Consider the following 8,448-nt stretch of genomic DNA (forward strand, 5'->3'; position numbering starts at 1 on the left):
ATCCAGCCCATCGCCCGCTGCAGCACCAGAGTGCGTATCTGGCTGGTCAGCGAGTGGCGAATGCGCAGCGGATGACGCGCATCGACCAGGTTGTCGCCGAGCGCCTCGATCACGCCGCTACTGTCGAGGGCTTCGCGCAGCAACAAAGCGCCGCTGTCGCTGGTGGTGCGGTGGCCGCTCAGCTCGACACGGACAGAGCCGTTGCACGAGGGCGTCCAGGTGGATAGGCTTTCACCCATAGCGGATGGCTCCCTTGGATCAGGTTCTTGGCGGAACACACTGAATTTTCAAGAGGATACCATCCGCTATCTTCGTTTTCAGGCCGGTCTCATGAATAAGGCGGGATAAGATCACTGATCGAACAGCGGCAAACTCAACAGTGGGAGGCCAATTTATTGGGCGACGGCGGCGTCAGCCGCCCTTAGCCTGCCGCAGCACTGGTGCCCTAACCGTCGCGAGCTGAAGCTCCCTCCCACAACACTCCTGACGCTTTCTCCTGCAAATGCGTTCAAGCTTACTCCTCAGAGAGATTTTCGAACCGTGGCATGCCAACGTTCCAGGGTTGGATGTCACCTTTCTCGCCAAAATTAGCGTGGTCGCCTAGCACATGGCCGTCATGCTCGCGGGTTTGGCCGTAGAGCGAGCGGTTGTGGAATGTGGGGCCGAATCGCTCGGCGGTTTCTGCAACATCGCCGGTGTAGCGCGGGTCTTGGGGGCGCTCTTGGCTATTGATGTAGTAGGCAATATCCCACGCCTGCTGGCCGGTTAACGAGCGCGGCTGGCCCAGCGGCATGTTTTGATAGATAAACCCAGCCATGGTTTCTACCCGTGCAATACCGGCCCCCCAGTTGTTAGAGCCATCGCCCCAAGGGGCGGGGAAAACATATTCGCCGTTTTCATAGTGCCCAGAGCCATCTTCTTGGTGGCAAATGGCGCAGTTTTCCTGGTACGCCGCCTCGCCTCTGGCATAGCTGGGTGTTTCAGGCTGTTCAGGCGCTGGGAAACCACGGCCATAGATCGGTTTATCGGGGTACATCGGCGCACCGGTGGCGAGCCACTGGTGGTAGGCGCTAAGCGCCAGCATTTCGTCGCTGCCGTACTCGGGCGGTGTGCCGTTCATGGAGTAGGCAAAACAGCCTGCAATGCGCTCTTCCAGGTTGTTCACATGCTGATTTTTGCCGCGAAAATCGGGCAAGGTGATGGCAGCTGGCCATACCGGCGCGCTAAACGGTACGCGACCCTCTCCTAGATGGCAGCTTGAGCAGTTCATATCGTTAAAAACGTACTCGCCTCTTAGCTGCTGGGTATTGGTAAATAGGTCATAACCGTAGCGGATGACTTTTTTAAGCTCTGGATGGAGATCCGAGTCTTCCAAGTCTTCCATGGTGGGCGGTTCGTGTACTAGCTGATTCAGCGCGGCATCGGCCCGCTCCTCCTGCTGGGCAAACGCATTCGCTGCGTAGAGGCTCAAACCGGTGCCCACTGCAAGCGCGCTGCTGGATAGCGCGATCACTATATAACGATGGTAGTTACTCATTGTGTGGCCTCCCCTTCAGCGGCGGGCTGGGTGGCGTACCACGCGGAGACCGCCTGAATATCCTCTTCACTCATACGCTTGGCAATCGCCCCCATTAGGTTTTGAGGGTCGTTGCTGCGTGTATCACTCTTCCAAGCGTTTAGCTGTGCACTGATATAGCCCGCATGTTGCCCCGCGATGCCTGGGAATGTCTCTCCCACACCCTGGCCGCCCGGGCCATGACAGCTCTGGCAGGAAACGATATAGGCGTTCCAGTCGCCGCGTTCCGCTAGTTGCTGACCGCGCGCCAGCAGCGCTTCATCGGCATTGTCGCCGCCTTGGCCTGGCGTCGCGGGTAGCTGGCTGTAATACGCCGCCACGTCGGCAATTTGCTGATCGTCGAGCATATTGGCGAACGTCACCATCGTCGCGTTCTGACGGTCCCCGGCTTTAAAATCGTGCAGCTGCTTAGCGATGTAGTTGGAATTTAAGCCTGCCAAGCGCGGCCAGGATTCGCCTCCGGGAATGTTCATGCCTCCTCCGTTGGCTTGGTGACAGGCCACACATGTCGCCGATGCCGCTTCACCCCGCTCGGCATCTCCCTCTTGAGCTATGCTGCCACTCGCCATCAAGCAAGCGCCCATCAGCAGGCTAAGCCTGCCCCACATTGATGTTTTCATTACTCCCCCTGATCGCGTCGGTTGTTATGGAATTGCTTTATAGCGGTGACACCGTGGGAATCGTGAGATGCGCATAGAAGCCCCCTGCTTTTGCGTTCTCAAAACGCACGTCGCCACCAAAACGCTCGGCAATCGCTGCAACGATGGCCAACCCCAGACCACTGCCCTGCTGCTTACTGGCCCGCCAAAAACGTTGTGTAAGTTGGGCCAGTGTCTCTTCATCCACCCCGGGGCCTTGGTCATGCACGGTGAAGGTAATGTCGCTATGCGTTTGTTCTGCCATCAGGGTGATGGGCGCTCCGCGTGGCCCGTGATGCAATGCGTTATCCACTAGGTTACGCAGCGCCGTAATCGCCAGCTCTCTGGGCATGGCCAAATACACTTGAGGCAGCACTTCAGGCCACTGGCACTGCCCCTGAGCAGCGGCGCTATCAGCAACAGCTAGCTCAACAACTTGGGCTACTTCGCTTGGCTCACCATCATCAAAGCGCATGCGGCCTTCCACACGGGCCAGCGTGAGCAGTTGGCCTAAGGTGTGGGCCAAGCGCACGACGCCTGCTTCGGCATACTTAAGGGCTTCTTGAGCAGCCGGGCCTTCAGCACGTTGGGCAACCTGTAGGTGCGTCTTAATAGCGGTGAGAGGAGTACGCAGCTCATGGGCGGCGTCATTGGTAAAACGCTGCTCCCGCACCAGGGTTTGCTGCACGCGTATTAAGAGGCTGTTGAGCGTATCGATAAGGGGCTTAATCTCTTTCGGCACGCCGTAGGTAGCCACCGGTGCCAGCGCTTCTGGGTGGCGGCTGGCTAACGACTCACGCAACCGTGACAGCGGTGCCAGCCCGCGCCATATACCCACCCATAGCGCAATCAGGCTGCCGGTTAACGCCACCACAAACGGCACGACGGCTACCCGAACTACCCCGTTTAGCAGCATCGTGCGCTCATCCATTCGATCCGCCGTGGTAATGACCAGGCCGCCGCGCTCGTAGGTAAAGACGCGCCAAGTGGTATCGCCTTCCTGGCGGTAGGTGTGACCGCGCTGCCCTGGCGCTAGCACGCTATCCATGTTGGCGTGGGTGCGAGCAATCACCTCTCCGCGTGGCGAGTGCACCTGGCAGGCCAGCCCCTCGATGGGTGGAATGGCAAGCGTCGTCATCATGCTCTGTTCCCACACCTCCTCCGGCAATTGATGCACCAGCCCGGCCACCATGCGCGCGGACTGAGCCAAACGCTGGTCAAGGGTGGCGACAAAGGTTTTCTGCAAATCGTTGAGCAGCCAAGCAGCCGCAACGCCCCATAGCAGCGCCAACGTCAGCCCAAGCGTGAGTAGCAGGCGGGCGCGTAGACTCATCGTTGCCCCTTAGGCGTTTGCCCCGGCCCCGGCGCAAGCACGGCTTCTGGCTTGCCCAAGCGGTAGCCCAGGCCGCGCACGGTCTCGATAATCCCACTGCCCAATTTGCGGCGCAGATGGTGAATATGGACATTGAGCGCATTACTCTCTACGTCATCGCTTAGCCCATAGAGGCTATCTTTGAGCTGGTCCGCCGAGAGCACGCTGCGCGGGGCGTGTAAAAAAGCCTCTAACAGCACCAACTCACGGCGGGAGAGCGCTATCAGTTCGCCCGCTACCCGCACCTCCCGAGCGCTGGGGTCTAGTGTCAGCGCACCATGCACGGTCAGCCCTTGGCTGCGCCCGGCTACGCGCCGCAGTAGCGCATGTAGCCTTGCCACCAGCTCATCTAAATCAAAGGGCTTCACTAGATAATCATCGGCCCCGCTTTGCAGCCCATCCACTCTGTCGCGCACGGCATCCCTGGCAGTCAGCATGAGCACAGGTGTCGTCACGCCCTCATCGCGCCAGGATTGCAGCAGCGCCAAGCCATCGCCATCGGGTAGTCCACGATCAAGAATCACCACGTCGCTGGCGACACTTTGCATCGCCTGACGCGCAGCCTGCACCGAGGTAACGTGCTCCACCACGAAGTGGTACATCATCAGTCCAGAACGAATACCCGAGGCCACCAGTGGATCATCTTCTATGAGTAGGACGTGCATAGCGGTTTCCTTGTGATGGAAGCAGCATGACAAACGCGCATTAACCGAACGTTAAGCCCTTTGGCAAAACCCTTGCACCAGATCAAAAAAAGCGCCCTTACCAGGGAAAGTAAGGGCGTCATCGTGAACGGAGTTGCTCACTTAGCGAGCGATACGCTGGGCAATAAACCAGCCCAGCACCATCGCCGCCAGCAGTGCAAGAAGCGGCAGCGTTAGCCCACCAATGGAGGCAATGGCAGGCCCAGGGCAGTAACCGGAAAGCCCCCAGCCCACCCCAAACAGCGCCGCTCCGCCTAACAGTTTGGCATCTAGCTCTTGCTTGGTCGGCAGTTGGAATTTGGTGCTAAACAGTGGCGTACCGCGGGCGAAGACTAACCGGTAGCCCACAAAGGTGGTGCCTACGGCGGCCCCGAGTACAAACATCAACGTGGGATCCCAGGCACCGGCAATATCCAAAAAACCCAGCACCCGCGCGGGGTCTGTCATCCCAGAGATCGCTAGCCCCAAACCAAACAGAAGGCCTGCGATGTAACCCGCCGCTGTTTTTACAGCTGGTGTACTCATACCCCACCCCCAATGACATGCCGCACCACATAAACCGTGGCTATCGCCGTGACCAAAAACATAGCCGTGGCTGCCATGGAGCGGGGTGCCAAGCGCGCCAAGCCGCAGACGCCGTGGCCGCTGGTGCAACCACTCCCAAGCCCAGTGCCTACCCCCACCAGCAGGCCTGCTAACAGCATTAGCGGTACGCCACCCGCTGGCTCACCAATCACGGCACCGGGAACGCCCGCCACGTTACCCAGCCCGCCGCCCACTGCCATCACCAGCAGCGGGCCGCTAATTAGCCCCGCTAAAAACGCCACCCGCCAAGCACTATCCCCCTTGGGACGCTGAGTAATTAAACCGCCAATGATGCCGCTGATACCGGCAATGCGGCCTAGTGCGCCCATCAGCCACACTGCTGAAAGTCCAATCAGCACACCGCCCACTAGCCCGTGCAGGCTCGCTATCCAGTCCACATCTAGCTCCTTATGTTACCCAACGCTCGTTGCCTAACGCTTGGTTTTACAGGTGGATATACCCATGAGCGAATACACCGGGCAGAAATTGAATAGCCCCGTTGCCAACGGCGCGACCCCTATCCACCCCCATACACCAATCGTGCCCATCAAGGTCAGCACGATTAACAGTAACCCCACAGCAATCCGCGCTATTTTGTCGATGCCGCCTACGTTCGTTTTCATCGCTGTTTCCTACCCATTTATGTGTCGTTAAGTAAACCCACCGCCGCTTAAAACCAGTTAATTGGTACTTTTAGGTATACCTGGCCGTTATCTTCGGCGGGCGGCAGCTCGCCGGCCCGCATATTGACCTGTACCGAAGGAATAATCAGGCGCGGCATTCCCAGCGTGGCATCCCGTTCGGTACGCATTTTGACAAACTCTTCCTCACTAATGCCGTCATGGACGTGCACGTTCGTTTTGCGCTGCTCAGCAACGGAAGTTTCGTGCTGAAATAACTCGCGCCCTGGGGCTTTATAGTCGTGGCATAGAAATAGCCGCGTTTGCTCGGGCAAAGACAGTACTTTCTGAATAGAGTGGTAGAGCGTGCGAGCATCGCCGCCAGGAAAATCGCAGCGCGCGGTGCCGTAATCTGGCATAAACAGGGTATCGCCCACAAAGGCGGCATCACCGATAACGTAGGTTAAGCAGGCGGGAGTGTGGCCAGGTGTATGCAGTACACGCCCCTCTAACGAGCCAATCGTGAAAGTATCGCCTTCATTGAATAACGCATCAAACTGGCTTCCATCTCGGGCAAACTCGGTGCCTGCATTAAACGCTTTACCAAAAATCTCCTGCACCTCGACGATATGAGCACCAATGCCCGTTTTGCCTCCTAACTGATCATGCAGATACGGTGCTGCGGAGAGGTGGTCAGCGTGGACATGGGTTTCCAATACCCAAGCCACTTCCAGCCGTTTTTCACGGACAAACGCTATAATTTGATTAGCTGAACGAATATCAGTGCGCCCTGCCGCGTAATCAAAGTCCAGAACAGAGTCGATAATGGCGCACGCGCTGCTATCGGGGTCTTGCACCACATAGCTGAACGTATTGGTTGGTTCATCAAAGAAGTGGGTAACGATAGGGCGCTGCATTCTGGAGCCTCCTGAGGATGGACTGCTAACAGTGGATCTATACAGCGAGTGTAGCGCAACAAAAATTATATGTTTATATCATTTTGGAATTCAAAGGGTATCATAGATCAGACATTTTTTATTAATTAGCCTAAGGTATAAAAAATTCTGGCCGATAGAGATCAGGGTTTAATTACTAATTGGAATTTTTTAACAAGGACATCATGAAACGTTTGACAACGACGCAGAAGCTTTGGGGCACACTTGGCATCATTTGGATAGCGATGCTGCTATTAGTAGGCTGGTTGGCGTGGGAAAACCGCCAAACGCTTGAAAACGAGCGTCGCGCCAGTATTGAGCACATTGTAAAAAGCGTTCATGGGCAGCTTGAGGCCTTACAAAAACGTGCTGAGCTTGGTGAACTGACAGAAGCGGAAGCACAGCAGCGGGCCATTGATAATATTGCCAGCGTACGCTTTGGCGACGGCGAATATGTCTTTGCTTTTGATAATAATCTCGACATTGTGTCTCACCCCAATCGCCCCCGAGGCGAAGATATGAGCAGCTATCAAGACGCTAGCGGTACACGTTTATACGCTGCGTTTCTTAACGTTGCTCAGGCTGGGGGCGGTCATGTGGACTACTTCTCACGCCGTATTACCGGTGACGGCCAAGTGCCGAAGGTTAGCTATGTCGCGCATCTACCGGAATGGGGATGGTCGTTGGCGGCGGGAGTTTACGTGGATGACATCAACGCTGCCTTTATCTCCGGGCTAATCCGCTCAGCGATTGTTTTGTTAGTGATTGGTATACCGGTGACTCTGTTGATGGGCTGGGTTATTCGTGATGTTGCTCGTCGATTAGGTGGCGACCCACGCTATGCGGCCTCCGTGGTGCGCCATATCGCCGATGGGGATTTGACCCAAGTCGCGTCCCTTTCAACTAACGATCAGCAAAGTTTGCTTTATGATATTAACCGCATGCGCGAGACCCTAGCCGACACCATTAGCGACATACACCACGGTGCCGACCAAGTGAATAACGGGGTAGAGCAAATTGTGGGCGTGAACGAAGAGCTCTCTACCCGCACTGAAGAGCAGGCAGCATCGCTTGCCGAAACAGCTTCCAGCATGGAGCAACTGACGGCGACAGTAAAACAGAATGCCGAGCATGCCGATCACGCCCGCACACTAGCCACTAAAACTGCTGAGAGCGCCCAACGTGGTAGCGATGCCATGGCATCGGTGATTACTACGATGGCTACTATCAACGAAAGCGCTACCCAAATGAGCAGCATCGTGAACACCATTGATGCCATCGCTTTCCAGACCAATATTCTGGCGCTAAATGCCTCGGTGGAAGCTGCCCGTGCCGGGGAGCAAGGCCGTGGATTTGCCGTCGTCGCCAACGAAGTGCGCCAGCTGGCAAGCCGCTCGGCGTCCGCCGCCCAAGAGATCAAAGGGTTGATCGAAAACGCGGATGCGCAGGTGGTCGAAGGCAGCCGACAAGTCAAAAACACGGGTGAGATGATTACCGGTGTGGTCGCCGATATTCAGCAGCTCAGTACGCTGGTACAGGAAATCTCGGCAGCCACCATTGAGCAGAGCAGCGGTATCGAGCAGGTCAATCAGGCCGTGACGCAGATGGATCAAATGACTCAGCAAAACGCGGGGCTGGTACAGCAGAGTAACCATGCTACCCAGCAGCTAGCACAGCTGAGCACCCAGCTTCGCCACTTGGTGACTAACTTTAACCTGAATCCGTGAAGCCGGCGCCGACACTTTCCCTATCACCGCCAGCGAGCACTTTTTGATCATTCGCCCCGTGCAAGTTGGCTTTCGCAAGCCCGTTATTGCCAAAACCCACCGTGCTGATCGGTGCTGACGGCCCGTTTTGTCATGCCTTTCCACCCGCCAGGCACGACATATCTGGCGATCGCGTGTCGCTTGGAACTGCTTGTGGATAGAGTGTCGCCGATTGACGGTCAGCATGGCGTTCCTCGTGGATAACGCAGTCGGCTCCGCAGCGTCTTGAGCACCGTCATGCGCCCGATATCC

The 8,448-nt window shown here is 56.8% G+C and carries 10 protein-coding genes; 1 reads left to right on the forward strand and 9 read right to left on the reverse strand.

Annotated elements, in window-relative coordinates; genetic code table 11:
* The 9 genes from BMY49_RS16220 to BMY49_RS16260 all read right to left on the reverse strand — a co-directional run.
* Positions 1-278: transposase (locus tag BMY49_RS16220; RefSeq protein ID WP_208596208.1), on the reverse strand; the 278-nt coding region annotated here is incomplete at its 3' end.
* A gap of 236 nt (positions 279-514) precedes the next feature.
* Positions 515-1,537: a c-type cytochrome gene (locus BMY49_RS16225; RefSeq protein WP_089676056.1), complete on the reverse strand. Its 1,023-nt coding sequence runs from the start codon at positions 1,535-1,537 to the stop codon at positions 515-517.
* Positions 1,534-2,196, reverse strand: a complete 663-nt coding sequence (locus tag BMY49_RS16230; protein ID WP_208596220.1) for a c-type cytochrome — start codon at positions 2,194-2,196, stop codon at positions 1,534-1,536. Before BMY49_RS16230 ends, BMY49_RS16225 begins: the two co-directional genes overlap by 4 nt.
* Before the next feature lie 37 nt (positions 2,197-2,233).
* The gene (locus tag BMY49_RS16235; RefSeq protein WP_062361714.1) at positions 2,234-3,547 is read right to left on the reverse strand and encodes an ATP-binding protein; all 1,314 of its coding nucleotides are present in this window, start codon (positions 3,545-3,547) and stop codon (positions 2,234-2,236) included.
* Positions 3,544-4,251, reverse strand: a complete 708-nt coding sequence (locus BMY49_RS16240; protein ID WP_062361710.1) for a response regulator — start codon at positions 4,249-4,251, stop codon at positions 3,544-3,546. The genes BMY49_RS16235 and BMY49_RS16240 overlap by 4 nt, the downstream gene beginning before the upstream one ends.
* 141 nt (positions 4,252-4,392) lie before the next feature.
* The gene (locus BMY49_RS16245) at positions 4,393-4,815 is read right to left on the reverse strand and encodes a DUF6691 family protein (protein ID WP_074210361.1); all 423 of its coding nucleotides are present in this window, start codon (positions 4,813-4,815) and stop codon (positions 4,393-4,395) included.
* Entirely contained in the window at positions 4,812-5,273 is a 462-nt protein-coding gene (locus BMY49_RS16250) for a YeeE/YedE family protein (protein ID WP_054641300.1), read from the reverse strand. Before BMY49_RS16250 ends, BMY49_RS16245 begins: the two co-directional genes overlap by 4 nt.
* Before the next feature lie 33 nt (positions 5,274-5,306).
* Positions 5,307-5,498 (reverse strand): YgaP family membrane protein, encoded by a 192-nt coding sequence (locus BMY49_RS16255; protein ID WP_044630671.1) that lies wholly within the window; start codon positions 5,496-5,498, stop codon positions 5,307-5,309.
* A 47-nt stretch (positions 5,499-5,545) separates the two neighbouring features.
* The gene (locus BMY49_RS16260; protein WP_089676058.1) at positions 5,546-6,412 is read right to left on the reverse strand and encodes an MBL fold metallo-hydrolase; all 867 of its coding nucleotides are present in this window, start codon (positions 6,410-6,412) and stop codon (positions 5,546-5,548) included.
* Between the two features lie 203 nt (positions 6,413-6,615).
* Here BMY49_RS16260 and BMY49_RS16265 point away from each other — a divergent pair, with 203 nt between their 5' ends.
* Positions 6,616-8,157 carry a methyl-accepting chemotaxis protein gene (locus tag BMY49_RS16265; RefSeq protein WP_089676059.1) on the forward strand — a complete coding sequence of 514 codons (1,542 nt, stop codon included), beginning with the start codon at positions 6,616-6,618 and terminating at the stop codon, positions 8,155-8,157.
* Positions 8,158-8,448 lie beyond the last annotated feature (291 nt).

It is taken from the genome of Vreelandella aquamarina (assembly GCF_900110265.1).
In the GTDB taxonomy this organism is placed as follows: Bacteria; Pseudomonadota; Gammaproteobacteria; order Pseudomonadales; family Halomonadaceae; genus Vreelandella; species Vreelandella aquamarina.

Excerpts from the sequence above, each read along its gene's own strand:
- BMY49_RS16225 (WP_089676056.1), bottom strand. The coding sequence starts at position 1,537 with ATGAGTAACTACCATCGTTATATAGTGATCGCGCTATCCAGCAGCGCG.
- BMY49_RS16230 (WP_208596220.1), bottom strand. The coding sequence starts at position 2,196 with ATGAAAACATCAATGTGGGGCAGGCTTAGCCTGCTGATGGGCGCTTGC.
- BMY49_RS16235 (WP_062361714.1), bottom strand. The coding sequence starts at position 3,547 with ATGAGTCTACGCGCCCGCCTGCTACTCACGCTTGGGCTGACGTTGGCG.
- BMY49_RS16240 (WP_062361710.1), bottom strand. The coding sequence starts at position 4,251 with ATGCACGTCCTACTCATAGAAGATGATCCACTGGTGGCCTCGGGTATT.
- BMY49_RS16245 (WP_074210361.1), bottom strand. The coding sequence starts at position 4,815 with ATGAGTACACCAGCTGTAAAAACAGCGGCGGGTTACATCGCAGGCCTT.
- BMY49_RS16255 (WP_044630671.1), bottom strand. The coding sequence starts at position 5,498 with ATGAAAACGAACGTAGGCGGCATCGACAAAATAGCGCGGATTGCTGTG.
- BMY49_RS16260 (WP_089676058.1), bottom strand. The coding sequence starts at position 6,412 with ATGCAGCGCCCTATCGTTACCCACTTCTTTGATGAACCAACCAATACG.
- BMY49_RS16265 (WP_089676059.1), top strand. The coding sequence starts at position 6,616 with ATGAAACGTTTGACAACGACGCAGAAGCTTTGGGGCACACTTGGCATC.